At 36.2% G+C, this 25,977-nt stretch carries 16 protein-coding genes; 15 read left to right on the top strand and 1 reads right to left on the bottom strand.

Annotation, left to right across the window (positions count from 1 at the left end):
* The first annotated feature begins 3 nt into the window (after positions 1 to 3).
* The 12 genes from DFQ05_RS06770 to queG all read left to right on the top strand — a co-directional run bounded on the left by DFQ05_RS06770 (position 4) and on the right by queG (position 19,766).
* Positions 4 to 3,081 carry a TAT-variant-translocated molybdopterin oxidoreductase gene (locus DFQ05_RS06770; protein WP_132704641.1) on the top strand — a complete coding sequence of 1,026 codons (3,078 nt, stop codon included), beginning with the start codon at positions 4 to 6 and terminating at the stop codon, positions 3,079 to 3,081.
* 26 nt (positions 3,082 to 3,107) lie between these two features.
* Positions 3,108 to 4,844: an NrfD/PsrC family molybdoenzyme membrane anchor subunit gene (nrfD, locus tag DFQ05_RS06765; protein ID WP_132704640.1), complete on the top strand. Its 1,737-nt coding sequence runs from the start codon at positions 3,108 to 3,110 to the stop codon at positions 4,842 to 4,844.
* Positions 4,845 to 4,849: 5 nt separating this feature from the next.
* Positions 4,850 to 5,392: a DUF3341 domain-containing protein gene (locus tag DFQ05_RS06760; RefSeq protein WP_132704639.1), complete on the top strand. Its 543-nt coding sequence runs from the start codon at positions 4,850 to 4,852 to the stop codon at positions 5,390 to 5,392.
* Position 5,393: 1 nt separating this feature from the next.
* Complete coding sequence (locus DFQ05_RS06755) at positions 5,394 to 5,951, top strand: c-type cytochrome (RefSeq protein ID WP_132704638.1); 558 nt, start codon at positions 5,394 to 5,396, stop codon at positions 5,949 to 5,951.
* A 22-nt stretch (positions 5,952 to 5,973) separates the two neighbouring features.
* Positions 5,974 to 7,314, top strand: a complete 1,341-nt coding sequence (locus DFQ05_RS06750) for a quinol:cytochrome C oxidoreductase (RefSeq protein ID WP_132704637.1) — start codon at positions 5,974 to 5,976, stop codon at positions 7,312 to 7,314.
* 25 nt (positions 7,315 to 7,339) lie between these two features.
* Positions 7,340 to 8,401: a cytochrome c oxidase subunit II gene (locus DFQ05_RS06745; protein ID WP_132704636.1), complete on the top strand. Its 1,062-nt coding sequence runs from the start codon at positions 7,340 to 7,342 to the stop codon at positions 8,399 to 8,401.
* A 37-nt stretch (positions 8,402 to 8,438) separates the two neighbouring features.
* Positions 8,439 to 10,232 carry a cytochrome c oxidase subunit I gene (locus DFQ05_RS06740; RefSeq protein WP_132704635.1) on the top strand — a complete coding sequence of 598 codons (1,794 nt, stop codon included), beginning with the start codon at positions 8,439 to 8,441 and terminating at the stop codon, positions 10,230 to 10,232.
* Between the two features lie 254 nt (positions 10,233 to 10,486).
* The gene (locus tag DFQ05_RS06735; RefSeq protein ID WP_132704634.1) at positions 10,487 to 14,650 is read left to right on the top strand and encodes a T9SS type B sorting domain-containing protein; all 4,164 of its coding nucleotides are present in this window, start codon (positions 10,487 to 10,489) and stop codon (positions 14,648 to 14,650) included.
* A 31-nt stretch (positions 14,651 to 14,681) separates the two neighbouring features.
* The gene (locus tag DFQ05_RS06730; protein WP_132704633.1) at positions 14,682 to 15,638 is read left to right on the top strand and encodes a PorP/SprF family type IX secretion system membrane protein; all 957 of its coding nucleotides are present in this window, start codon (positions 14,682 to 14,684) and stop codon (positions 15,636 to 15,638) included.
* A gap of 19 nt (positions 15,639 to 15,657) precedes the next feature.
* Entirely contained in the window at positions 15,658 to 17,601 is a 1,944-nt protein-coding gene (locus tag DFQ05_RS06725; RefSeq protein WP_241974228.1) for an OmpA family protein, read from the top strand.
* A gap of 161 nt (positions 17,602 to 17,762) precedes the next feature.
* The gene (ruvB, locus tag DFQ05_RS06720; protein WP_132704632.1) at positions 17,763 to 18,785 is read left to right on the top strand and encodes a Holliday junction branch migration DNA helicase RuvB; all 1,023 of its coding nucleotides are present in this window, start codon (positions 17,763 to 17,765) and stop codon (positions 18,783 to 18,785) included.
* A 54-nt stretch (positions 18,786 to 18,839) separates the two neighbouring features.
* Positions 18,840 to 19,766 (top strand): tRNA epoxyqueuosine(34) reductase QueG, encoded by a 927-nt coding sequence (gene queG / locus DFQ05_RS06715; protein WP_132704631.1) that lies wholly within the window; start codon positions 18,840 to 18,842, stop codon positions 19,764 to 19,766.
* Here the strand turns inward: queG and DFQ05_RS06710 are convergent.
* A complete protein-coding gene (locus DFQ05_RS06710; RefSeq protein WP_132704630.1) occupies positions 19,763 to 20,794 on the bottom strand; it encodes a LacI family DNA-binding transcriptional regulator in 1,032 nt (343 codons plus the stop codon). The genes queG and DFQ05_RS06710 overlap by 4 nt on opposite strands.
* 146 nt (positions 20,795 to 20,940) lie before the next feature.
* Between DFQ05_RS06710 and DFQ05_RS06705 the strand changes: the two genes are divergently transcribed.
* The 3 genes from DFQ05_RS06705 (at position 20,941) to DFQ05_RS06695 (ending at position 25,974) form a co-directional block, all read left to right on the top strand.
* A complete protein-coding gene (locus DFQ05_RS06705) occupies positions 20,941 to 23,574 on the top strand; it encodes a TonB-dependent receptor (protein ID WP_132704629.1) in 2,634 nt (877 codons plus the stop codon).
* 120 nt (positions 23,575 to 23,694) lie between these two features.
* On the top strand, positions 23,695 to 25,026 hold the full coding sequence (locus tag DFQ05_RS06700) for an MFS transporter (protein ID WP_132704628.1): 1,332 nt from the start codon (positions 23,695 to 23,697) through the stop codon (positions 25,024 to 25,026).
* Positions 25,027 to 25,047: 21 nt separating this feature from the next.
* Positions 25,048 to 25,974 carry a carbohydrate kinase family protein gene (locus tag DFQ05_RS06695; RefSeq protein WP_132704627.1) on the top strand — a complete coding sequence of 309 codons (927 nt, stop codon included), beginning with the start codon at positions 25,048 to 25,050 and terminating at the stop codon, positions 25,972 to 25,974.
* Positions 25,975 to 25,977 lie beyond the last annotated feature (3 nt).

The raw sequence follows: 25,977 nt of genomic DNA, 5'->3' as shown, positions 1-25,977 counted from the left end.
TATATGTCATCAAACAAGAAATACTGGAAAAGTGTTGAGGAGCTAAACGAAAATAGTTCTATTGTTGAGACGCTACAGCAAAACGAATTTGTTGAACAAATACCAACAGACGAGTTTTTAGGAGATAAAGAAACTTTAGAATCTTCATCTACCTCGCGTCGTGATTTCTTAAAATATGTTGGTTTTAGTACAGCCGCTGCTTCTTTAGCGGCCTGTGAAGGACCAGTAGTAAAATCTATTCCTTATGTAGTGCAACCAAAGGAAATCGTTCCTGGTGTAGCAAACTATTATGCAACGACAATTGCAGATGGATACGACTTTGCTAGTGTTTTAGTGAAAACAAGAGAAGGAAGGCCAATTAAAATTGAGAATAACGATTTGGCAAAGACCAACGGTCATGCTAATGCAAGAGTTAACGCTTCAATTTTAGGTTTATACGATAGTCTTCGTGTTAAAGGTCCAATGAAAGGTGATACACCAATTTCTTGGGATACATTCAACACAGAAACTAAAGAGGTGTTTAGTAAAGTTGGTGATAAAGAGATTGTATTTTTAACCCAAACGTTTGCAAGTCCTTCAACCTCTAAATTAGTTGGTGAGTTTTCAGAAACATACGGAAATGTACGTCACGTATCTTACGATGCTATTTCAGAATCTGCTGCTTTAGATGCATTTCAAGCAAAATATGGAAAGCGTGCTTTAGCTAATTACGATTTTTCTAAAGCCATGACTATTGTTTCTGTTGGTGCAGACTTTCTAGGTGATTGGCAAGGTGGTGGATTTGATACGGCTTATGCTAAAATGCGTATTCCAGAAAATGGAAAGATGTCACGTCATATTCAGTTTGAATCTAATATGTCATTAACTGGTGCAAACGCAGATAAGCGTGTGCCAATGAAACCAAGTGAGCAGCGTTTAGCTTTAGCTAAATTATACAGCTATGTTACTGGTGCTTCAGTTGGAGGAAATCTCCCAGAGAATCTAGATAAAGCAGTCAGAGCAGCAGCTTCAGAGCTTAAGAAAGCTGGTAGTAATGGTGTTGTTGTAACAGGTATTCAAGATGTAAATGCACAAACTGTCGTTTTAGAAATTAACGAAGCCTTATCTAGTAAAGCTTTTGATACTAAGACAACAATTAACACAAAACAAGGTAACGACAAAGCAGTAATGCAATTAGTTGCCGATATGAAAGCTGGAAAAGTTGGTGCTTTAGTAATGGTTGGTGTAAATCCAATGTACACATTACCAAACGCCACTGATTTTGCTGAAGGTCTTAAGAAAACAACGTCGATTGCTTTCTCTATGAAGAAGGATGAGACGTCTTCAAATTGTAATTATATTGCTGCCGCACCTCACTATTTAGAATCTTGGGGTGATGTCGAAATTAAAACAGGACACTATGCATTAATGCAACCAACAATCCGTCCGTTATTTGATACGAAGCAGTTTCAAGATGTATTATTAACCTGGACTGATAATACAACAGCATATAACGATTATATCAAGGCAACTTGGAAAGAAAGTATCTTAAACGGAGCATCTTATAACCAAGCATTGCATGATGGTGTGTTTGTGTCGACTTCAAATACAACTGAGGAAGTTTCAGCTGTGGAAGAAATAGAGGCGCCAAGCGGAAACGCTGCCAGAGCTTTAGCGTCTTCTTCAAAGTCTAGTGGTATGGAATTGTCTCTTTATACCAAAACAGGTATGGGAGACGGTCAGCAAGCAAATAACCCTTGGTTACAAGAGTTTCCAGACCCAATTACAAGAACATCATGGGATAACTATTTAACGATATCTCAGGCCGATGCAGATGCAGCAGGATTAGTAAATAAGAATGTTGCTAACGGTGGTCTTAACGGTAGTTTAGTAGATGTTACGGTTAATGGTGTCACAGTAAAGAACGTTCCTGTGTTAATCCAACCAGGTCAAGCTAAAGGTTCTGTAGGTTTATCATTTGGTTATGGTAGAACCATGGGGCTAAAAGGCGACATGCAAACAGGCGTAAATGCCTACCCGTTATATCAAAACTTTAATCCAGTTCAAGAGGTATCTATTACCAAGGCTGCTGGAGAGCACGAGTTTGCTTGTGTTCAGTTACACAACACGTTAATGGGACGTGGCGATATCATTAAAGAAACAACTTTAGAGATATTCAATACAAAAGATAAAAAATACTGGAATTCAATTCCAGAAGTTTCACTAAATCATATCGAAACTCCTGTAACATCACCAGAGGTAGATTTATGGGATGAATTTGATCGTTCAATCGGACATCACTTCAACTTGTCAATAGACTTAAATGCTTGTACAGGTTGTGGTGCTTGCGTTATTGCTTGTCACGCTGAAAATAATGTGCCAGTAGTTGGTAAGACCGAAATGCGTCGTAGTAGAGATATGCACTGGTTGCGTATTGATAGATACTACTCTTCTGAAGATAGTTTTGATGGAGATTTAGAGAAAAAAGAAAATATCTCTGGCTTAGGCAGTTCTTTAAGCGAATTTGGAGAAATGGAAAGTCCAAATGAAAATCCTCAAGTTGTATTCCAGCCAGTGATGTGTCAACATTGTAATCATGCACCTTGCGAGACTGTATGTCCTGTTGCTGCAACAGCTCATGGCCGTCAGGGTCAAAACCACATGGCATATAACCGTTGCGTAGGTACACGTTACTGTGCTAATAACTGTCCTTATAAAGTGCGTCGTTTTAACTGGTTCTTATACAACCAAAATGATGAGTTCGACTACTTTATGAATGATGATTTAGGTCGCATGGTATTAAACCCTGATGTTACCGTACGTTCTCGTGGTGTTATGGAGAAATGTTCATTCTGTATCCAAAAGACACAGAAAACAATTCTCGATGCCAAGCGTGATGGGCGCGAAGTTAAAGATGGTGAGTTCCAAACAGCATGTTCTGCTGCTTGTGGAAACGGTGCTATGGTATTTGGTGATGTAAATGATAAAGAAAGTAAAGTAGCCAAACTAAAAGAAGATGACCGTATGTATCATTTATTAGAATATGTAGGTACAAAACCAAACGTATTCTACCATACAAAAGTTAGAAACACAAAAGCGTAAATTAATAAAGAAATCAATATATAATTATGGCGTCTCATTACGAAGCACCTATTAGAAGACCTTTAGTAACAGGAGAAAAATCCTATCACGACGTAACTGTCGAGGTTGCTAGACCTGTCGAAGGTAAAGCCAATAAATCATGGTGGATTGTATTCTCAATTGCCTTGGTCGCTTTCCTTTGGGGAATAGGTTGTATTATTTATACCATATCAACAGGTATCGGTGTTTGGGGTCTTAATAAGACTGTAAACTGGGCTTGGGATATTACCAACTTTGTTTGGTGGGTAGGTATTGGTCACGCAGGAACATTAATTTCTGCCGTACTTTTATTATTCCGTCAAAAATGGCGTATGGCAATTAACCGTTCTGCGGAAGCCATGACTATTTTCTCAGTTGTGCAAGCAGGTTTATTCCCAATTATTCACATGGGTCGTCCATGGTTGGCATACTGGGTACTGCCAATTCCAAACCAATTTGGTTCGTTATGGGTAAACTTTAACTCGCCATTACTTTGGGATGTATTTGCAATCTCTACATATTTATCGGTATCATTAGTATTCTGGTGGACTGGTTTATTGCCAGATTTTGCAATGATTAGAGATAGAGCAGTCAAGCCATTCCAAAAGAAAATATATTCTTTATTAAGTTTTGGTTGGTCTGGCCGTGCTAAAGATTGGCAACGTTTTGAAGAAGTATCTTTGGTACTTGCTGGTTTAGCAACACCGTTAGTACTTTCTGTACATACTATTGTATCGTTTGACTTCGCGACATCTGTAATACCAGGTTGGCATACCACAATTTTCCCACCGTATTTCGTTGCAGGAGCGATTTTCTCAGGATTCGCTATGGTAAACACGCTTCTTATAATCATGCGTAAAGTATGTAGCTTAGAAGATTATATTACTGTACAGCATATCGAATTGATGAATATCGTAATTATGATTACAGGTTCTATTGTTGGTGTGGCTTATATTACGGAGCTATTTATCGCTTGGTATTCTGGTGTAGAATACGAACAATATGCATTCTTAAACAGAGCAACTGGTCCTTATGCTTGGGCGTATTGGGCGATGATGTCTTGTAACGTATTCTCTCCTCAGTTTATGTGGTTCAAAAAATTACGAACAAGTATTATGTTCTCTTTCTTTATTTCTATCGTAGTAAATATTGGAATGTGGTTCGAGCGTTTTGTGATTATCGTAACGTCATTGCATAGAGATTACTTACCATCGTCTTGGACAATGTTCTCTCCGACATTCGTAGATATTGGTATTTTTATCGGAACAATTGGTTTCTTCTTTGTGTTATTCTTATTGTACTCGCGTACATTCCCAGTAATTGCACAAGCGGAAGTTAAGACTATTTTAAAATCATCAGGTGAGCGATACAAGCGCATTAGAGAAAGTGGAGAGAGTTTAGTTGGTACAGGAGCGGATGATAGAACATCTGTATACTCAGCGGGATTAACAGCCTCTACAGAAGCACCGTTACCTAATACAGATGATGGTAAAGTAGATGATTTATTAAACAGTATCGGAAAATTTGATGCTAATACACAAACAGCAGACGATTTAAAGAAAATAAGTGGTGTAGGTCCTAAGATGGAAGAAGTTCTTAACAGTATAGGAATTTACACATTCTTACAAGTAAGTAAGATGACTAAAAACGAATACGACTTGTTAGATTCAATCACAGGGTCTTTTCCTGGAAGGGCAGAACGCGACGATTGGGCAGGACAGGCTAAAAACTTATTAAACAATTAATAGATATGGAAGCAGCTTCAAAAGTAATTCATGCTATCTATAACGATGATGATATCTTAATGTCAGCCGTAAAAAAGGTGAAGGCAGCTAAGCATCATATCGAAGAAATATATTGCCCATTTCCTGTTCACGGACTAGATAAAGCTATGGGTTTGGCGCCTACACGTTTAGCAATAACAGCATTTTTATACGGTTGTGTTGGTCTTACGGTAGCCGTTGTAATGATGAATTTTATAATGATTGAAGATTGGCCACAGGATATTGGTGGTAAACCAAGCTTTAGTTATATAGAAAATATGCCAGCATTTGTTCCTATCATGTTTGAGTTAACTGTATTTTTTGCCGCGCATTTAATGGTTATTACGTTTTACTTACGTAGCAGAATGTGGCCATTTAAAAAAGCTGAAAATCCAGACCCAAGAACAACGGATGACCATTTTTTAATGGAAATCGCTATTCATGATAACGAGGCAGATTTAACAAATCTATTGAAAGAGACTGGTGCTGTTGAGATTAATATTGTAGAAAAAGACGAAGACGCACATTAATATGAAGACGACTTTAAAAATATCAGTAGTATTACTTATGCTATTTAGTATAGTGTCTTGTAACAAAAAAACAAGACGTAACTATCAGTACATGCCTAACATGTACCAATCTGTGGGTTACGAAGCGTATCAAGAATCTGAGGCCTTTGCAAATGGTGTCGAAGCTCAGCTTCCGGTAGAAGGAACCATTCCAAGAGGATATTCGTTATACGAGATAGAGGATACTAATGAGGGTTACGAGTACGCAAAAGCTAACTTAACAAGTCCTTTAGATTCTGCAGCAGTTGATTATGCAAGAGGGAAAGAGCTGTACGATATTTACTGCGGTATTTGTCATGGTAATAAAGGAGCAGGAAAAGGTTATTTGGTAGAACGTGAGAAAATCTTAGGTGTGCCAAGTTATGCAGATGCTGGTAGAGCAATTACAACAGGAAGTATTTATCATGTTATTTATTATGGTAAAAACTCAATGGGCTCTTATGCTAATTTTATGAGCGAAGAAGAGCGTTGGCAAGTTGTGGCTTATGTTGAAAAACTAAAAGCAGATTTAGAAAAATAAGATTTAGACAAAGATTATATAGATGGAATATAAAATTTCAAATCGATTAAAGATAGCTTCAATCATATTAGTGGTTTTAGGTGGACTGCTATGGGGTTACGGATACATGAAATCTCATGCTGTAACTGAAGATAACATATCTGAATATTTAGTTAACGAACACGGCGATGGTCATGGTAATGAGCATGCTGATGCTGGACATGGAGATACACACAGCCAAGTAGCAGGATACGCAGATGCTGACCATGCAGAAGATGGTCATAAAATGAGTCATGAAGAGCATGCCTTACACCAAATACACAACAGACCTTATGCTGCATTATATGTTGCTGCGTTCTTTTTCTTTATGATTGCTTTGGGCGTTTTAGCATTCTATGCTATACAATATGCGGCGCAAGCAGGTTGGTCACCAGTACTTTTTAGAGTTATGGAAGGTATCACAGCTTATGTATTGCCAGGAGGAATATTGGTTCTTTTAGTTGCTGCGTTTGCAGGTAAGCATCTATTTATATGGATGGATGCCGATGTCGTTGCTCACGATAAGATTATTCAAGCAAAAGAAGGCTGGTTAAATACACCTTGGTTCTTTATAAGAGGCGCAATATTTTTAGCTGGGTGGTCTTTATACAGATACTTTTCTCGTAAGTTTTCGATTGCTCAAGACTCCGCTGAGGATAATAGTAATTTCAAAAAGAATTTCAGAATTTCTGCGGGATTCTTAGTGTTTTATATCTACACAGAATCGATGATGTCTTGGGACTGGATAATGAGTGTTGATCCTCATTGGTTCTCTACATTATTTGGTTGGTACGTATTTGCAAGTATGTTTGTAAGTGGTATAACAGTAATAGCATTAATTACAATCTATTTAAAGTCTAAAGGATTATTAGAGTTTGTAAACGATAGTCACTTACATGATTTGGCTAAGTTTATGTTTGGTATTAGTATTTTCTGGACATACTTATGGTTTTCTCAATTTATGCTTATCTGGTATTCTAACATTCCAGAAGAGGTAGTGTACTTTGTTGCGAGAATAGAAGACTACAAATTACCATTTTTTGGTATGGTAGCTATGAATTTCCTATTCCCATTATTATTATTAATGAATAGCGATTACAAACGTATTCCATGGTTTGTAGTTATGGCAGGAATTGTAATCTTATGTGGCCATTATTTAGACGTCTTTAATATGATTATGCCTGCAACAGTAAGTGAAAGATGGTTTATAGGAGCACCAGAAATTGGAGCGATTTGTTTCTTTGCAGGATTATTCTTGTTTATTGTATTTACAGCATTAAGCAAAGCACCTTTATTGGCAAAAGGAAACCCATTTATTAAAGAGAGTGAACACTTTCATTATTAATTAAAAATTTAGAACTGAGACGATAATGACAACTTTGTTAATATTTATTATAGTACTATTTGTAGCCGTTGCCCTTTGGCAAATGGTAAAGATTTTTGATTTAGCACAAGTTGGTGCTTCAAACGATAATCAAGTAGCTACCGACAAGGATAACAGATTTAATGGTTATATGATGATTGCTTTTTTAATCTTCATATATGCTATTACCATTGCAAGTTTTGTGTATTTGGGCGATTTACCTCTAATGTCTAATTCAGCATCAGAGCATGGTCCAGGGATAGATAATTTAATGGTCATTTCTATGATTGTTATATTCTTTGTTCAGATAGTTACACAATTTTTATTACATTATTTTGCATTTAAATATAAAGGAGAAAAAGGACGTAAGGCTTTATTTTACGCAGATAATAATACATTAGAAGCAATCTGGACAATTATTCCTGTAATTGTTCTAGCAGGTTTAATTATCTATGGATTATTCACCTGGAATGATATCATGAATATCGACGAAAGTGAAGATCCAATGGTTATTGAATTATATGCTCAGCAATTTAATTGGAAAGCAAGATATGGTGGTGAAGACAATGTTTTAGGTAAAGCCAATGTTAGGTTAATTGACTTAGATAGAGCCAATATATTGGGTGTTGATGAGGATGATCCAAATGCAAAAGATGATGTTATTGTAACAGAATTACATTTACCAGTTAACAGACCAATCTTATTTAAGATGCGTTCTCAGGATGTATTACACTCGGCTTATATGCCACATTTTAGAGCACAGATGAACTGCGTTCCAGGTATGGTTACACAGTTTGCATTTACACCAACTGTAACTACTGCAGAGATGCGCTCTAATCCGGATATCCAAGATAAAGTTGCAAATATAAATGCACTTAGATTAGATCGTAAAGCCGAAATTGAAGCCTCTGGGCAAGACCTTACTTATGAATTTGATTATTTATTACTCTGTAATAAAATATGTGGAAAGTCTCACTACAACATGCAAATGAAGATAGTTGTAGAGACTCAAGAAGAATTTGATGCATGGATGAAAGAACAAAAAACTTTCGAAAATTCATTAAATTAGCATTAAAAAAATTGTTTTAAGAAAAAGATAAAAGATTATGTCAGTAACAGCAGAAACACACGTTCACGACGACCACGACGTACATCACCACAAAGAGACCTTTGTAACTAAGTATATTTTTAGCCAAGATCACAAGATGATTGCTAAACAATACTTAATTACAGGTATTATTATGGGTGTTGTAGGGATTATGATGTCCTTAATGATGCGTATGCAAATTGCGTGGCCAGAGAAACCAAATGTATTATTCGAAGCCTTATTAGGCAAGTGGGCGCCAGAAGGTGTCATGGATGCCGATATTTATTTAGCATTAGTGACCATTCATGGTACCATCATGGTTTTCTTTGTGCTTACCGCAGGTCTTAGTGGTACGTTTAGTAACTTATTAATTCCATTACAGATTGGTGCTAGGGATATGGCTTCAGGATTTCTTAACATGATTTCCTATTGGTTATTTTTCTTATCTAGTGTGATAATGATATTATCTCTATTCGTAGAGGCAGGACCAGCGGCTGCAGGTTGGACAATTTACCCACCATTATCAGCTTTACCAATGGCACAAGGCGGTTCAGGTGCAGGAATGACACTCTGGTTAGTATCAATGGCAATATTTATTGCATCTTCCTTATTAGGGTCGTTAAACTATATTGTAACAGTATTGAACCTACGTACAAAAGGGATGTCAATGACACGTTTACCATTAACTATTTGGGCGTTCTTTGTAACAGCAATCATTGGTGTAATTTCATTCCCAGTTTTATTATCTGCAGCCCTATTATTAATAATGGATAGAAGTTTTGGAACGTCATTCTTCTTATCAGATATATTTATTCAAGGTGAAGTTTTACATTACCAAGGAGGTTCGCCTGTATTATTCGAACACCTTTTCTGGTTCTTAGGTCACCCTGAAGTTTATATTGTATTATTACCAGCATTAGGTATTACATCAGAGATTATTGCAACAAATTCACGTAAGCCAATATTTGGTTACCGTGCCATGGTTGCTTCAATTTTGGCTATTGCATTCTTATCTACAATAGTTTGGGGTCATCATATGTTTATTTCTGGTATGAATCCGTTCTTAGGTTCAGTATTTACATTTACAACTTTATTAATTGCAATTCCTTCAGCAGTAAAAGCCTTTAATTATATTACAACGCTTTGGAAAGGTAATCTACAGATGAATCCAGCGATGCTATTCTCTATTGGTTTAGTATCAACTTTCATTACAGGTGGTCTTACAGGTATTATCTTAGGTGATAGTGCATTAGACATCAATGTTCATGATACATATTTTGTTGTGGCGCATTTCCACTTGGTAATGGGTATATCTGCACTTTATGGGTTATTTGCCGGGGTTTACCACTGGTTCCCAAGAATGTTTGGTAGAATGATGAATAAGAATTTAGGATATCTCCATTTCTGGGTAACAGCCATCTGTGCTTACGGTGTTTTCTTCCCAATGCACTTTATAGGTATGGCGGGATTACCTCGAAGATATTATACAAACTCTAACTTCCCATTGTTCGATGATACTACAAATACACAGGTAGTCATTACAATGTTTGCTCTTGTAGGAGGTGCATTTCAGCTAGTATTCTTGTACAACTTCTTTAGCAGTATGTTCTACGGCAAAAAGGCGGAACAAAATCCGTGGAAGTCTAACACATTAGAATGGACTGCTCCTGTAAAGCATATTCATGGTAACTGGCCTGGTGCTTTACCAACGGTTTACAGATGGTCTTACGATTATAGTAAGCCAGGACATGAGGAAGACTTTGTGCCTCAAAATGTCCCAATGAAAGATGGTGAAGAGGAACTACAACATTAAAGAATCCAATTGAATAAAAACAAAAATCCCTAAGATTAGCTAATCTTAGGGATTTTTGTTTTTATTCAAATTACTGTAAGTCAGCACGTTAAGTATTTTTTCTTAGCCAAAGCGCAAATTTTATCGATAAAAAACATTAAAATCCGATGAAATACAAAATTTTTCGTTAAATTGCACCCGAATATAAGATTTGTACGAAAAATAAGTACTTTTTTTATTCAAACTATAACCAAAACTTAACCAACATTTTGATTATGAAAACAAACCTTATCAATAGGAACTTGTTTAAATCAATTACTGCTGCTTTGTTACTATTTGCCTTTACCAGTCATGTTAGTGCACAATGTCCAACAGTAACTAATCCCTCGCCACTAGTTTGTGATGCCGCTGGGTTAACCATTCAAGATTTAAATATTTATGCGACAGATATCAATAATGATATCCAATGGTACGATTCCCCAACAGGAGGAACAACTTTTAATTCTAATGAGCTCGTTTCAGAAGGCGTTTATTATGCCGGTAACAGTACGGGCACGTGCGGTACAAGAGAGGCCATTACAGTATCTTTTGTGTTGAGCCCAACTAACCAAAACTTAGATGCTGTTTACTGTAGTAATGAGTCTCCAACAATTCAACTGTATATAGATGAAGTTTTAAGCTTTGCCCAACCGCCTGGAGGCTCTGTTGAGATTTATACAGACTTTGAACTTGCGAATCAAGCATTGCCAACAGACGCTATTCCTACAGGAGGAACAAATTATTTTATTGTATTTGTCGACTCCTCAGGCTGTAGAAGTCAAATAGAAGTTGGAACAACTGCAACCTTTGACGCGCCAGATGAGCCAACACCACCTTCAGTGCAATCGTTTTGTACAACAGCTAATCCTACTGTGGCAGACCTTATACCTGGAACTGTAGATGTATTTAACTGGTACGAAAGTTTAGATGGTGCAGGCAATCCTATTCAACCAGCATTAATGGATACTGATGTCATAGTAAGCGGTACGTATTACATACAAGCAGAAAGCTTCTTTTGTACCAGTAATCCTATAGTAGTAACAGTAGAGGTTAATACACCTATTGACCCAGGAACTTCTGCTACTTTAGAGTATTGTATAGATAGTTTACCTACTACAGATATAAATTTAGTAGACCAGTTAGGTGGCACTCCAGATGCTTTAGGCACATGGTCTGGGCCAATAACAATTACTAATGGGACAACAGGAACGATAAATATTGGAAGTGTAACCACACCAGGCGATTTAGTGTTTACTTATACTGTGCCAGCAAGTGGACCATGCCCAGAAGGAAGCTCAACTGTAACCATCACAATTTATGATAGTTTTACATCTGGGACGCCAGCAGCTAATAATCCAGCATCATTTTGTGTGTCTGGATTACCAGGAGCATTCGATTTGTTTACTTTATTAGATAATGAAGATGTTGGCGGTCAATGGACAGAAGGCACTTTGAGCACAGGTGTGGCAACAACGTCAACGATAGATTTTTCTGGCTTTGCACCAGGAACTTATGATTACACGTATACTCAAAACTTAGCACCTAATGTTTGTGCAGAGGAGTCTACGACAGTTCAGGTAATTATTCTCGAAGATCCAAATGCAGGTGTAGCTTTAAATGCTTCAATTTGTGAAAACGAAATTGCTTCAAATTCACCTTTCGATTTATTTTCAGCTTTAGACGGGAGTCAAGATAACAACAGTGGTACATGGACCGATGCTAATGGTGTAGTCGTAACTTCGCCTGTAGACATAAGTACATTTACGGTTTCAGGCAGTCCTTTTCAATTTACCTATACCATTTCTAACGGAACTTGCGAAGATGCCGAAACAATTTCTATTACTATAGAACCAGCACCAGAATCTGGTAATGCTCTTACACCTTTAGAACTATGTTTTGAAGAATTAACTGCTAATTCACCTTTAGATTTATTTACACTTCTAGACGGCACTCAAGACACTAATGGCACTTGGTATGAAGGTACAGATGCTTCGGGTACAGCAGTAAGTAACCCTGTAGATATTTCAGCATTTGCAGACGGAACCTACAATTATACCTATTCGGTACCAAATATCGGAACTTGTTCAGATGTAGATGTTACAGTTCAACTTATTGTACTTCCGCAACCTAATACAGGTACGCCGACCAATGCTACGTTTTGCGAAAATGATGTGGCAGGAAATTCGCCTTTAGATTTGTTTGGCCAATTAACAGGTAATGATGCAGGCGGAACTTGGTCAGATGATGATGCGTCAGGAGCTTTATCAGGAAGCAATGTAGACTTAACCTCTCTACCAATCGGCAGCTATAATTTTACCTATTCAATAACATCAACACAAGGTTGCACAAATAGTAGTACAGTAACTGTTACTTTAGAAGATGCACCAGAGTCTGGAACGGTAAATCCTCCAGCAGAATTTTGTATTGCAGATGTTTCTTCTGGTGAGACGTTTAATTTATTCGATTTATTAGAAGGTGAAGACCAGTCTGGCGTATGGAGTGATGATGACGCTTCTGGAGCTCTAGCAGGTAATACAGTTACTTTAGACGGATTAGCAACAGGCACTTATGATTTTACATTCGATGTTAATGCCATAGGAACATGCGACGATAGTCTTGTAACGGTTACATTAATTATTTTAGATACAGCGACACCGACAGCAACTACCGTTCAAGAATTTTGCGATAGTGGTCTAGTAGGTGACTTAGCAGCAACAGGAAATTCTATACAATGGTATGATGAAGCTACAGGTGGAAATCCTTTAGATGCATCAACACCATTAGTAAATGGAGAAACATATTACGCAACCCAGACAGATGCAAGCACAGGATGTGAGTCGTCAGTAAGGTTTGAAGTGACTGTAAACATTTTTACAACTCCAATATCAGGAAATGCAATAATTCCCGGACTTATAGAATGTAATGATAATGCCAGTATAGATTTATTTACAGGTTTAGATGGCACACAAGATGCAGGAGGTGTTTGGCAGGATGATTCTGCAACAGGAGCAGTGACAGACAATAGTTTAGATGCTACAGGACTAACACCTGGAGATTATCAATTTACTTACTTTATTGCAGCTACACCACCTTGTATTGATGCAAGTACAACAATTACAATTACTATTGAAGAAGCTTTAAATCCAGGTACTGATGCCAGTACAAACGTTTGTATAGATGCCGGCACGATTGATTTATTCCCACTTTTAGGAGGTGCCGATTTAGGCGGAACGTGGTCTCCGGCCTTAACAAGCGGTACCGGCGTATTTGATCCACTTGTAGATGCAGCTGGGCCGTACACTTACGAGTTGGTAAATGCCTGTGGTTCTTTTATAAGTGTGGTTACGGTATCTGTAACGCTTCCAGCAAATGCAGGAGAAGATAATACAGCCGAAGTTTGTGTTATCGATGGTACGTTTGACTTAACAACATTACTAAACGGAACGCCAGACAGCACAGGAACATGGTTTCCAGAATTAACTAGCGGTACTAATATTTTTGACCCTACAGCAGATACAAGTGGTGTTTACACCTATACTGTAGCCGCAACAGCGCCGTGTACAACAGATGCTTCAGCACAAGTAACTATAACGGTAAATGATATTCAAGAGCCTACAGTTATAGAAGCTACACCAGCATTTTGTGTGATTGATAACCCTACTGTTGCAGACTTAAGTAGTGCTGTAACAGTAACAGGAAGTCTAAACTGGTATGCAGATGCTGCCTTAACTACAGCATTAAGTGATAGTGAAGCTTTAATAGATGGAGAAGATTATTTTGCGACACAAACAGCAGCAAACGGTTGCGAATCTTCTAATAATATATCGGTCGTAGTTACTATTAACGATACACCTACACCTACACTTTTAGATGCGTCATTAGATTATTGTATTAACGATAATCCTACTATAGGCGATTTATCTCAAAACATTTCAGAAAACGGACAAACACCATTTACTGTTGTATGGTACGATGCTATCAATGGCGGAAGTACATACAGTAATTCTGATGACTTAGAAAGTGAACAAACCTATTACGCCGCCTTAATTAATACAACTACAGGTTGCGAAAGTAGTGTGAGATTAGAAGTGATGCCAGATTTGACTAATTGTGGCGCACTTGTTATTCCAGATGGGTTTTCTCCAAATGGCGATGGTGTAAACGACACATTTGATGTCGATAATTTAGAGGTGTTACATCCAAATTTTGAAATGGAAATTTACAACCGATACGGAAATCTTGTCTATAAAGGCAACGCTGCCTCACCAAGATTTGATGGGACTTCAAACCAATCTACAATTGGCGATAAAGTTTTACCAGTAGGTGTTTACTTCTATATTTTCAATTTTAACGATGGTGAAAATAAACCCGTTCAAGGACGCTTATACTTAAGTAGATAAAAGTTTGGCTAAACACACAAAATTAAGAATCATGAAAAAACTAAATATATTTCAAAAATTAGTGATTGTAGCCATACTGACGATGACGTCTTACAGTAGCTACGCACAGCAAGACCCTCAGTTTACACAATATATGTATAACATGAGTGTTATAAACCCTGCTTATGCAACAGCAGAACAAGGTATTTTAAATACAGGAGCTCTTTACCGTACACAGTGGGTAGGATTAGAAGGTGCTCCAAGAACAGCATCTTTATTTGCGCATACACCAATTAACGAAAAAATGGAGATAGGTTTATCATTTACTAATGATAACATCGGAGATGTAGTAGAAGAAAATAACATTTATTCAGACTTTGCATACGTTTTACAAGTAGGCGATAACAGCAAATTATCTCTAGGAATTAAGGCTGGTGTAACCTTATTTAACACCAATTTTAATGGATTTGTTTTACAATCTGGCGGTGTAGATACCGATGTTGCTTTTAACGAGAATATCAATAATACTTTTCCAAATGTAGGATTGGGAGCATTCTATTTCTCGGACAACTATTACATTGGCCTGTCTGCTCCAAATTTATTAGCAACAAAGCATTTAGAATCTGAAAACGGAGTAAGAGCTTTAGGTGCAGAAAGCACACACTTTTTCCTAACAGGAGGTTACGTGTTTGATATTACACCAGACATTCGCTTTAAGCCTGCTTTTATGGCAAAAGGCGTTTCGGGTGCGCCGCTTGCATTAGACATAACAGCTAATATTTTATTGCAAGAAAAGCTTGAAGTAGGTCTAGCATACCGATTAGAAGATGCTGTAAGTGCTTTGGTGAATTTTAGAATTGCTCCAAACCTAAGAATTGGGTACAGTTACGATTATACGACCTCAAACCTTAGCGATTTTAGCTCTGGGTCTCATGAAATTATGCTTTTATTTGACTTAGACTTATTCAACTTTAAGAGTGGTTACGACCGATCTCCGAGATTTTTCTAAACTTTAAAATACAAGACCTATGAAAACAACTCAATCTAATGTATTTATAAGTTCTAAGATGAATTTAAATAGACAAAACATGAAACAATATATTCTTTTATTAGGTAGCTTTATATTCGCTTGTAACGTTTGTGTTGCGCAAAAAGAGCGCCTTAATCGTGCTGATAAATATTTTGAATTAAAAGCCTATGCCAAAGCAGCAGAGCTTTATGAAAAGAAAGAGCCTAGTCAACAAGTGCTTCAAAATTTGGGCGATAGTTATTACTATAATAGTAATATGCAAAAGGCGGTCAAAACTTATAGAGAACTTATTTTAGATTACACGGATTCTTTGGATATTGAGTATTATTTTAAATATGCACAATCTCTTAAAGGCGTTAAAAATTATAAACTTGCTGATGAGTATCTTACCAAGTATTATAATAAAATTGTAAATACAAAAGAGTTTATAGAAAGAAACCGTAAGTCAACACCACACGTTTTCAAGACAAAAACGATAGATAATGTTTCAACCTACAGCGATTTTGGATTAACCTTTTTTGGTAAAGATAAAGTAGCATTTGCCTCAACTCGCAATGAGAATAACCCTGCATTTGTCTGGAACGATTTACCGTATTTAGATATATATTCGGCAACATTAAAAGACGGAAAATTAGAAAACATAATACCATTTTCAGATGTAATTAATACGTCATCTCATGAGAGTAACCCTGTGTTTTCTAAAGATGGAAAAACCATGTATTTTAATAGAACCGATGACACAAAAACAAAAACTGAAGAAGGTCGTGTAGCCCAAGTCAAATTGTATAAAGCTGAATTGATTAATAATGAGTGGTCAAATGTTATGGTTTTACCATTTTCGTCAGATGAGTATAGCACAGAGCACCCTAGCTTAAGTAAAGATGGAAAAATATTATATTTCTCAAGCGATATGCCAGGCTCTATTGGTAGTTTCGATATTTATAAAGTAGCCATTAATGATGACGGCACTTATGGTGAGCCTCAAAATTTAGGTCGTACAGTAAACACAAAACACAGAGAGCAATTTCCTTATATAAGCGATAATGATGTGTTGTATTATTCATCTAATGGATTAATTGGTTTTGGCGGTCTAGATATTTTTAGAACCCAATTTGTAGACAATGTATATACACTTCCTACCAATTTAGGCAGTACAGTAAATAGCAATTTAGACGACTTCTCATTTGTTATAAATGAAGCAGATGACATGGGCTATTTTTCATCTAACCGCTCAGGTACAGATAAAATGTATAGTTATACTAGAGAAGAAAACATTTTAACCAAGTATATGGTAGAAGGCGTTATTAGAGATAAAAATTCTAAAGCACCACTTGCAGGCGCGAAAGTTGTACTATTAGATGACAAAGGAAATGTTCTACAAGAAAAAACCACAACAAAGGACGCTAGTTATTTATTTAAGCTAGACCCAGACATCAACTATGTTGTTAAGGGTACATCAGATGCTTACATACCACAAGAGATTAAATTTACTACCGGAAAAGATGGCGAGATTTATCATAATATTAATTTAGAATTAGAATCATTCTCAGATGCAGAAGAGCGCGTTAAGCAAGACGAGACAGGTAGAGTAATGGTGCAAATCGATAAAATTTTCTTCAACTTTAATAGCTACAAGATTCAGCCTGAAGCTGCACAAAAGCTAGATGTATTGGTAAATTTAATGAAAAAGTACCCATCTATGGAAGTTGAAGTTTCTGCCCATACAGATGCAAGAGGTTCAGATGACTATAATTTGAGTTTATCCGAAAAGCGTGCGGCATCTACTTTAGAGTATCTTGTTAGTCAAGGTATTCAAAAAAGTAGACTCACAAGTATTGGTTATGGTGAAACAAAACCACTCAACAAATGTGTTAGAGAAGGTATTTGTAAAGATGAAGAGTATGATATAAACAGACGCTGTGAGTTTAAGGTTTTAAAATAGATTATAAACTTTCAATAAAAAGCCTCTTCGTTTACTATTAAATGGAGAGGCTTTTTCTTTATATTTGCTTTAAGCTGTTTTTTATGTCTATAACATAATAATATTTGGCTTTGTTATACGGAAATTAAATGTCACCTTGAGCGTAGTCGAAAGGTCTTAAAATGAACGAAAACCTAGACCCAACAAACGAGAATTTCTCACCAGAAGAGTTAGATGTCGAAAAGAAGTTAAGACCACTATCTTTTGAAGACTTTACAGGTCAGGATCAAGTACTCGAAAACTTAAAAATCTTTACCCAGGCTGCAAGGTTGCGTGATGAAGCTTTAGATCATACTTTGTTCCATGGTCCTCCAGGATTAGGGAAAACTACGTTGGCGCATATTTTAGCTAACGAGCTAGATGTGGGTATCAAGGTTACATCGGGTCCCGTTTTAGATAAACCAGGCGACTTAGCTGGATTATTGACTAATCTTGATGAGCGAGATGTACTGTTTATAGACGAAATTCATCGTCTCAGCCCAATCGTTGAGGAGTATTTGTATTCTGCCATGGAAGATTACAAGATTGACATCATGATTGAGTCCGGACCAAATGCTAGAACAGTTCAAATTAATCTGGCACCTTTCACGCTTGTTGGAGCTACAACACGTTCAGGACTATTAACCGCACCAATGCGCGCACGTTTTGGGATTAGTAGTCGACTTCAATATTACAATACCGAATTACTGACGACGATTGTTCAACGAAGCGCTACTATACTAAATATGCCAATTACTATGGAAGCAGCCATTGAAATCGCAGGTCGTAGTCGTGGTACACCACGTATCGCAAATGCATTATTACGTCGTGTTAGAGATTTTGCGCAGATAAAAGGCAATGGAAATATAGATATACAGATATCTAAGTTTGCTTTAGAAGCCTTAAATGTCGATGCACATGGTTTAGATGAAATGGATAACAAAATATTGACTACAATTATAGAAAAATTTAAAGGTGGACCAGTGGGCATTACTACGCTTGCTACTGCGGTTAGTGAGAGCGCAGAAACAATCGAGGAAGTTTACGAACCGTTTTTAATACAACAAGGTTTTATAATGCGCACGCCAAGAGGGCGTGAAGTCACAGAGCAAGCTTACAAACACCTCGGCAAAATTAAAGGACCTACGCAAGGCGGATTATTCTAAAATAATTCTGAGCTGTCACATTGAGCGCAGTCGAAATGCAGGCGAAGAATAGAAATGATAGACAATAAAACCAAATACACAGAATTTATTAAGACCGAAGCCAAACGCCTCGGTTTTTTATCTTGTGGAATTAGTAAGGCACAATTTCTTGAAGAAGAAGCGCCAAGATTAGAAGCTTGGTTGAATAAGAATATGCATGGTGAAATGCGTTATATGGAAAACCATTTCGATAAACGTTTGGACCCAACATTATTGGTGGAAGATTCTAAAAGTGTGGTTTCACTATTGTTGAACTATTATCCTGAAGAGACTCAGACAGAAAACAGTTTCAAGCTTTCAAAATACGCTTACGGCACAGACTATCACTTTGTCATTAAAGACAAATTGAAGGAGTTGCTTAGTTCAATTCAGGATGAAATAGGAGAGGTTCACGGTCGCGCTTTTGTAGATTCAGCACCAGTTTTAGACAAAGCTTGGGCAGCAAAATCTGGTTTGGGTTGGATTGGTAAGCATAGTAACTTGTTAAGCCAAAAAACTGGTTCCTTTTATTTTATAGCAGAGCTAATTATCGATTTAGAATTAGATTACGACACACCAACAACAGACCATTGCGGTACTTGTACAGCTTGTATTGACGCTTGCCCAACAGAAGCCATTACAGAACCTTATGTTGTAGATGGAAGTAAATGTATTTCGTATTTTACAATTGAATTAAAAGACAATATTCCCTTAGAATTTAAAGGAAAATTTGAAGATTGGATGTTTGGTTGCGACGTTTGCCAAGATGTTTGCCCTTGGAATCGTTTCAGCAAATCACATCAAGAACCGTTGTTTAATCCACATCCTGAGTTACTTTATATGACCAAAAAGGATTGGGAAGAAATTACCGAGGACACATTTAGAAAAGTCTTTAAAAAATCTGCAGTTAAACGAACAAAGTTTTCAGGTTTACAACGCAATATTAAGTTTTTAAAAGATTAATTTTTTTTGGTTGACTCTCTTTCAATTAAACCTGTTTCTAGCTCTACCGTTTTATACTCAATTGGTAAATTTTGCTTTTTATTTTTCATTTCTTTATACAACAGTTTAAAAGCCTCTTTACCCATTTGATATCCAGGTTGGTCAATAGTACTTAAGGTTGGTGATATAACTGAAGACATAAACCAATTGCTAAACCCTACAATAGCAATATCTTCTGGAATTTTAATACCATGTCTTTGAAACTCCGTCATTGCTCCTATCGCAACTAAGTCGGTATTTATAAAAATACCATCAACATCACTATGATCTTTTAATAGTTGATTTGCGCTTTGTTTTCCTTCTTCAAAACTCTTAATACTACAATCACAGATATATACTAAAGATGGATCGTATGTAATATTATGGTCTATTAATGCTTGCTTGTAACCTAAAAATCGATCTATCGAATTTTGTGGTAATAGAGGACCTCTAAAATGAGCAATTCGTTTACAACCAATATCAATTAAATGTTTTGTTGCCGTATATGCAGCTTTTCTATCGTTGATTATAACTTTAGAACAGTTAACAATTTTTGCAATCTTATCAAACATAACTAAAGGAACTTCTTGAGCTATCAAATCATTTAGATGCTTATAATCTCCAGTAGCATTTGCTAATGAAATTAAAACACCGTCAACTCTTTTACTTAAAAGTAATTCGATTTGTTGTTTTTCTAAATCGTAAGACTCATTAGATTGTAAGATAATAACGAGATATCCTTTTTTTTCAGCTTGAGCGATAATACCTTTAATAACATTAGAAAAAAAGTGATGGACCACTTCTGGAATGATTAGTCCAATTGTTTTGGATTCTTTTGTTCTTAGCGTGACGGCAAACGAATTTGGCTTATAGTTTAAGGTTTCGGCAAGCTGTTTAACTAATTTTTTAGTCTTTTTACTTACATCTGGATAATCCTTTAAGGCCTTAGACACTGTTGTAACAGATATACCAAGTTGTTCTGCGATTTGTTTTAATGTTACAGGCTTCATTTAAAAAAATAATAGCAAATATAATAAACGAAAACGTTTTCGGTAAAACGAAAACGTTTTCGTTGTCAAAAATATACTTTTATATGCTGATAAATATGAATTTAGTAATTATTAAACCAATTTATTATTAATCAAACAACCAAAAAATGAAATTAATACAGAACAAATGGAGTTTATTTATGTTTTTTGCTATGATAACACTCATGGTTTCAGCACAGAGTAGTATTTCTGGTGTTGTAAAAGACTCACAAGGTGTGACATTAACGGGTGTTAATGTTATTCTAGAAGGAACAAGTAAAGGCGCAGTATCTGACTTGGATGGTAACTACACTATCTCAAATGTCGAAAATGGTACTTATACATTAGTTGGTTCTTACTTAGGTTTCACAACATTTAAGAAGTCAGTAACGGTTGCAGGAGAAGATGTAACTCTTGACATTACGATGTCTGAAGATACAGAATCTTTAGATCAAGTTATTATAACTGGGGTAACAAATCCAAAATCTAGAATAGAGTCTAGCGTATCTGTTACTACATTGAGACCTAACACAATTGCTCAATCTGCACCAAGAACAACAGCAGAAATTTTTAGGACTATACCAGGTATCCGTTCAGAATCTTCTGGTGGTGAAGGTAACTCTAATATAGCAGTAAGAGGTGTGCCAGTATCCTCTGGAGGTTCAAAGTATGTTCAGCTACAAGAAGATGGATTACCAGTACTATTGTTTGGTGATATGGCATTTGCTACGGCAGATATCTTTACAAGATTCGACAATAACATTGGTCGTATTGAAGCTATTAGAGGAGGTTCGGCATCCACATTGTCATCTAACTCTCCTGGTGCTATTATTAACTTAATAAGTAAAACAGGGAAAACTGAAGGTGGGTCACTCGCTACAACTTTCGGAGTGGATTACAACTCTTTTAGAACAGATTTCGATTACGGAGCACCAATAGGAGATGGACTATACTTTCATATGGGTGGTTTTTACAGAGTAGGTGAAGGAATGAGAGATGCTGGATATACGGCAAATAACGGTGGTCAGTTCAAATTAAATTTAACAAAAGAATTTGAAAATGGATATGTGAGGTTATATGGTAAATATCTCAACGATAGAGCTATAGCATACCTTCCAAACCCTATTCAAGTTACTGGAACTAACGATAACCCAGACTATAGTGATATTCCAAATTTTGATGCTAACAACCAAACGCTTCATACATCTTACTTAACTCAAAATGTAGGTTTAGGCGAAAGCGGGCAGTTAAGACGTTCTGATGTAAGAGATGGTATGAATCCTATTTCTACTTCTGTTGGTGTAGAAGCTTCTTTCGATTTAGGAGACGGATTTAATGTCGTAAATAAAGGAAGATTTTCATCTAATCGTGGAGGTTTTAATTCGCCGTTTCCAGCAAGTGTTCTAACTGCAAACGACTTTTTAGCACCTGGTGGTTTTGGGGGTAGTAATGGCTACGCTTCTTTACAATATGCAAACGGAGACGGTCCTGTAGATGGTAACACAATCATTACACCAGTTGTTTTATTTGATACACAATTAAACAACTTCAACAATTTTATGAATGACATTCGTTTAACCAAAGAGTTAGACAACGTTAATATTACTTTAGGATACTTTAAAGGTGTGCAAAATCTGTCTATGTCTTGGTTATGGAACTCGTATTTATTAGAGGCTGCAGGAGACAATGCTAGATTAATAGATGGTTTTGATAGTACAGGAAGTCCAGTCACAGAGAATGGTCTTGTAGGTTATGGAGCAACATTTTTTGGTGATTGCTGCCAAAGAAGTTATGACACAAAGTATAACACTTCTGCACCTTACTTAGCCTTAGAAATAGAGGCTTCAGAAAAACTTAACTTAGATGCAAGTATTAGATATGACAAAGGACGTGTAGATGGAAGCTTTGCAGGTCCAGCAACAACACCATTCGATGTTAACAATGATGGAAATATATCTGTGCCAGAGCAAACAACCCAAGCGATTAACTTAGCAGACCCAACAACTGTTAATTACGATTATGATTATGTGTCATATTCACTTGGTGCTAATTTATTATTGAAAGATGGAGAGGCTATTTTTGCAAGATACAGTAGAGGTGCAGCAGCAAAAGCGGATCGTATTCTCTTTACTGGTCTAGATTTTACAAACAGTGATGCGATAAATGCATTAGATTTTATAAATCAGGCTGAAATAGGATATAAGAGAGGTTTTAATAATGGCTCTATATATGCCACATTCTTTTATGCAAAAACTACTGAAGAAGGTGGTTTTGAAGCAACGACAAATACAATTATAGAGAACGACTATAAATCTTTAGGAATTGAGATAGAAGGTACATACTCTATTAACGATTTTAATTTTAGAGGTGGTTTAACATATACAGATGCAGAGATTGACTCAGGAGCTAATGAAGGAAATACGCCAAGAAGACAACCAGATTTAATTTATAACTTCTTACCGTCTTATAGCTTTGGAGCAGAAAAACAAAATAACCTTGGATTAAGCTTTATCGGACAAACTAAGGCCTACGCTCAAGATTCTAATGAGTTAATTATGCCTGGTTTTGTAATCATCAACGGTTTTGTTAATGTTGGTATTAGTGAAAAATTGGCAGTTAATTTATCAGCTAACAACATTTTTGATACTTTAGGTATAACAGAATCTGAAGAAGGCAGTATCGTAGAAGGTCAAACAAACTTTTTAAGAGTAAGACCTGTACCTGGAAGATCAATTTCACTTGGTTTAAATTATAGCTTCTAAAAGCTATTTGAGTTGGTAATAATTTTTTTTAAAGTTGATTGATAAAAGAGTCAGTGTTAATTTATTATCATTGGCTCTTTTTTCATAAAGACGAGTCCCTAACGTTAAAATTAGAATTTAATGATATCTAAAAAGGTTAAATTAAGCTTTTGGCAAATCTTAAATATGAATGTTGGATTTTTTGGAATTCAATATAGCTTCGGTTTACAGCAAAGCGCAGTTACACCTATCTATGATTTTCTTGGAGCTAGTCCAGATCAAATACCAATACTCCATCTCGCAGGACCAGTAACAGGATTGCTAGTACAACCTCTAATAGGAGCAATAAGTGACAAAACATGGAGTCCTAGATTTGGGAGACGTAAGCCGTTTTTTTTAATAGGAGCAATACTATGTAGTTTAACATTATTAGCATTTCCATTTAGTAGTTCTTTGTGGATGGCTGCAGGTTTATTATGGATTTTAGATGCTGGTAATAATACAGCGATGGAGCCTTACCGTGCACTTATTGCCGACAAGTTAGATGACGAACAGCAGCCACTAGGTTTTCAGATGCAAAGTTTTTTTACAGGCTTGGGACAAGTTTTAGCTAATTTATCATTATTTATTTTTCCGTTAGTATTTATAGGAATGACAGGGTCTTTACCAACTTGGGTTTATGCGTCGTTTTTCTTAGGAGCATTTTGTTCTATTGCTTCAATTTTATGGAGTATAAGTAAAACCAAAGAAATTCCACCAACAGAAGAAGAATTAGCTAAATTAAGGAGCGAAAAACGAAGTGTGCTAGGTCCTCTTTTAGAGATTTTTTCGGCAATAAAAGACATGCCAAAAGTTATGTGGCAATTGGCATTAGTCTATTTATTTCAGTGGTATGCATTATTTTGTTATTGGCAAAACTCTTCTAAAAGTGTTGCGCTTTCAGTATGGAATGCTACACCAGAAAATACAGAAGCTTATAGTGAGGCTGTTGGCTGGACAGGTCTTGTAAACGGCTGGTATAATGTCGTAACCTTTTTAGTAGCTTTTGCTTTGGTTGGCTTTGCAAAAAAATATAGTCCAAAAAAAGTACATGCATTTTGTTTAATAATTGCTGCAATAGGTTTCCTAGCTTTTCCACAAATAGAGAATAAAAACTTATTGTTTTTTGCAATAACAGGCTTTGGTATCGGTTGGGCAAGTATGATGGGAATACCTTATTTGATAGTAGTCTCAGAAATACCTAAGGAAAGATACGGTGTTTATATGGGTATAATTAATATGATGATAGTTATACCAATGATTTTGCAAACAGTCTCATTTGGTTTTATACTCAAAAATTTTTTAAATAACGACCCTCGTTTGGCAATTACGTTTGCAGGTGTATTATTGGTAATTGCCGCTGTTTTAACATTATTTATTAAAAGCAAAAAAGCTCCCGAGGATGTTGTAACTATGCCAATAGGAGGTCATTAAATCTTTAAAAGTATTTAATTCATGAAAAAAATAGACATTCTTTGTGTTGGAGAAGTCCTAATAGATTTTATTGGACATCAAACAGATGTTTTAATAAACAATACAAGAGATTATCATAGGTATTTAGGAGGATCACCAACTAATGTAGCGATGAATTCTGCAAGACTAGGTCTCAATGCAACTATGGTAGCCACAGTAGGTGACGATGGTTTTGGAGAATATATATTCGAAAGATTAAATGAGGTTGGCGTAAATACGGAACCAATAAAAAAACTAAAGAATAAGCCAACTTCTGTCATTTTTGTATCGCGTTCGGATAAAACACCTGAGTTTGTGGCCTACCGAGAAGCAGACTATCATATTTCTGAAAATCAAATATCTTCTAATTTACTTTCTCAGACATATATCTTTCATACCACGTGTTTTGCACTTAGTAAAAATCCATCACGAACCACAATTTTAAAAAAGGCACATGAGGCTTTTGATTCAGGTTGTAAGCTTAGTATCGATATTAATTATGCTGATGAAATTTGGGATAATAAAGAAGATGCACTAAAGGTTATAAAGGCTTACTGTAAATTTAATCCTTTAATTAAAATTAGTGAGGATGATATGCTTAGGTTGTTTAATAAGCAACTCCCACATAATGAAATCTTCGATTTTTTTCATTCTGAAGGTGTAGAAACAATCTGCTTAACTTTGGGTAGTAAAGGTGTAAAACTTTCTCAAAAAGGGAAAGATATTATTCAACTGCCTGCAATAAAAGTAGATAATGTAATGGATGCCACAGGAGCAGGAGATGCATTTTGGTCCGGATTTTTGTTTGCTTACGTAAAGAAAAGACCAGTGGAAGAATGCCTAGAAGTTGCACTTCAGCTAGCAGCTTTAAAACTTCAAAATGTTGGAAGGCTTCCTGACAACATTAATATTTTATCTAATCTTTTATAGAAT

Origin of the sequence: Winogradskyella wandonensis (assembly GCF_004346845.1) — a bacterium.
In the GTDB taxonomy this organism is placed as follows: domain Bacteria; phylum Bacteroidota; class Bacteroidia; order Flavobacteriales; family Flavobacteriaceae; genus Winogradskyella; species Winogradskyella wandonensis.
Note: the sequence above shows the minus strand (reverse complement) of the source record. Positions and strands in the feature narration are given on the sequence as shown.

Coding starts and splice junctions, on each gene's coding strand:
- DFQ05_RS06710 (WP_132704630.1), bottom strand. CDS start 20,794: ATGAAGCCTGTAACATTAAAACAAATCGCAGAACAACTTGGTATATCT.
- DFQ05_RS06750 (WP_132704637.1), top strand. CDS start 5,974: ATGGAATATAAAATTTCAAATCGATTAAAGATAGCTTCAATCATATTA.
- DFQ05_RS06695 (WP_132704627.1), top strand. CDS start 25,048: ATGAAAAAAATAGACATTCTTTGTGTTGGAGAAGTCCTAATAGATTTT.
- DFQ05_RS06755 (WP_132704638.1), top strand. CDS start 5,394: ATGAAGACGACTTTAAAAATATCAGTAGTATTACTTATGCTATTTAGT.
- DFQ05_RS06770 (WP_132704641.1), top strand. CDS start 4: ATGTCATCAAACAAGAAATACTGGAAAAGTGTTGAGGAGCTAAACGAA.
- DFQ05_RS06745 (WP_132704636.1), top strand. CDS start 7,340: ATGACAACTTTGTTAATATTTATTATAGTACTATTTGTAGCCGTTGCC.
- DFQ05_RS06725 (WP_241974228.1), top strand. CDS start 15,658: ATGAAAACAACTCAATCTAATGTATTTATAAGTTCTAAGATGAATTTA.
- queG (WP_132704631.1), top strand. CDS start 18,840: ATGATAGACAATAAAACCAAATACACAGAATTTATTAAGACCGAAGCC.
- ruvB (WP_132704632.1), top strand. CDS start 17,763: ATGAACGAAAACCTAGACCCAACAAACGAGAATTTCTCACCAGAAGAG.
- DFQ05_RS06760 (WP_132704639.1), top strand. CDS start 4,850: ATGGAAGCAGCTTCAAAAGTAATTCATGCTATCTATAACGATGATGAT.
- nrfD (WP_132704640.1), top strand. CDS start 3,108: ATGGCGTCTCATTACGAAGCACCTATTAGAAGACCTTTAGTAACAGGA.
- DFQ05_RS06705 (WP_132704629.1), top strand. CDS start 20,941: ATGAAATTAATACAGAACAAATGGAGTTTATTTATGTTTTTTGCTATG.
- DFQ05_RS06735 (WP_132704634.1), top strand. CDS start 10,487: ATGAAAACAAACCTTATCAATAGGAACTTGTTTAAATCAATTACTGCT.
- DFQ05_RS06700 (WP_132704628.1), top strand. CDS start 23,695: ATGATATCTAAAAAGGTTAAATTAAGCTTTTGGCAAATCTTAAATATG.
- DFQ05_RS06730 (WP_132704633.1), top strand. CDS start 14,682: ATGAAAAAACTAAATATATTTCAAAAATTAGTGATTGTAGCCATACTG.
- DFQ05_RS06740 (WP_132704635.1), top strand. CDS start 8,439: ATGTCAGTAACAGCAGAAACACACGTTCACGACGACCACGACGTACAT.